Genomic DNA, 1,614 nt, shown 5'->3' on the forward strand with positions numbered 1-1,614 from the left:
GCCATCGCCTACGGCTACGACGACGCCGACCGGCTCACCAGCAAGACCACGACCGGTACGGCGGGCGCGGGGGCCAACACCTACGGCTACGACCTGGCGGGCAGGCTGACGTCGTGGAACTCGGTCGCCTACGAGTACGACGACGCGGGCAACCGGACCAAGGCCGGCACGGCGGTCGCCGCCTACGACGCGCGCAACCAACTGGTCTCCGACGGGTCGGCCGGCTACGCCTACTCGGCGCGCGGCACCCTGAAATCCAGGACGCCCACCGGCGGGAGCGCGAGCGCGACGAGCTACGACGCGTTCGACCGGATGATCAACGACGGTGTCTCGACCTACACCTACGACGGGCTGGACAGGCTCGCGTCCGCCGCAGGCGTCGCGTTCAGCTACTCCGGCCTGGGCAACACCCCGGCCGCGGCGGGTGCCGAGGTCTACGGCAGGGACCCGGCGGGCGACGTCGTCTCCGTCGCAGGTCTGTACGCCTACACCGACCGGCACGGCGACCTCACCGCCACCTTCACCGGCGCGGGTGCGATGGCCGATTCGGTCGCCTACGACCCGTACGGGAAGGTCGTCGCCAGCTCAGGCACCAAGCGGGGCGTCGGCTACCAGGGCGGCTGGACCGACCCGGCCACCGGCAAGGTCAACATGGCCGCCCGCTGGTACGACCCTGGAACCGGTGCGTTCCCCAGCAGGGACACGCTCGAGGTGGATCCGATGCCGTCGGTGAAGGGCAACCGCTTCGCCTACGCGGACGGCGACCCGCTCAACCGGGTGGACCCGACCGGCCACTTCGGCTGCCCTGCCTTCGTGTGCGGCACCGCCAAGAACGTGATCAAGGTCGTCAAGGTGGACATCGCCAAGCCGCTCTTGACCGCGGCCGACTTCGTCCTCACCGGCGGCGGAGAGGTCGCCGCGCTCGGGCGCGGCTCACGGGTCTGCGGCCCGGCCTGGCTCTACTGTCTCGCGGCGGTCGGCGTCGGCGCCGGCCTGGGCTACCTAGCCGGGAAATGGTGGCAGAACAACTGGTGGAAGGGCTGGCCGGACGGCAGCGGGCCGTACATCCAGTACCCGGACGGCGGCGCCTCGCCCGGCAAGGGCACGTCCGGCGACCCGGACGGGGACGACGACCCGGGCACGGGCAAGAACCGCTCGCCCAAGACGCCCAAGGCGGATCCTCCGCCGCCTCCGCCGCCCACACCCCAGGAGCTCGCCGACATCGCCGCGAAAACGCGCGCGACCAGGCCAGGCCCCATCGACCACGACCGGTTGCCCGGTCCGGCGGGCACCTCGCTGGCCGACGCGCTCGACAAGGGGCTCACACACAGAGTCGACAACGCGATCGACAAGATCCTGGACAAGGTCGGCGTGGCCTTCACGCCGATCGAGGCCGGGGCGGGCGACGGGCAGCCCAACGGCGGACTCGACCCGGCCCCGCACGTCGTCGGCCAATGCTCGGGGGTGTTCGGCGGGGACGCGATGCAGGACTGCCGCGTCGATCCGGGCCCAGGCATCCCGCAGGACCCGACGGTGCAGCTGGACCCCTGCCGGGGCGTGACGGGTGCCGGCTCCGCCTGCGCCTCCGAGGCGGCGGCGCCCCTGGGAGACGCG

The 1,614-nt window shown here is 72.5% G+C and carries 1 protein-coding gene; it reads left to right on the plus strand.

Annotated features, from left to right (window positions below; genetic code table 11):
• Window positions 1–1,614 (plus strand): RHS repeat-associated core domain-containing protein (locus AB0J09_RS64370; protein WP_360714307.1); only part of this gene is annotated, 1,614 nt, incomplete at both ends.

The organism is Nonomuraea sp. NPDC049784 (assembly GCF_040659615.1).
Lineage (GTDB): Bacteria > Actinomycetota > Actinomycetes > Streptosporangiales > Streptosporangiaceae > Nonomuraea.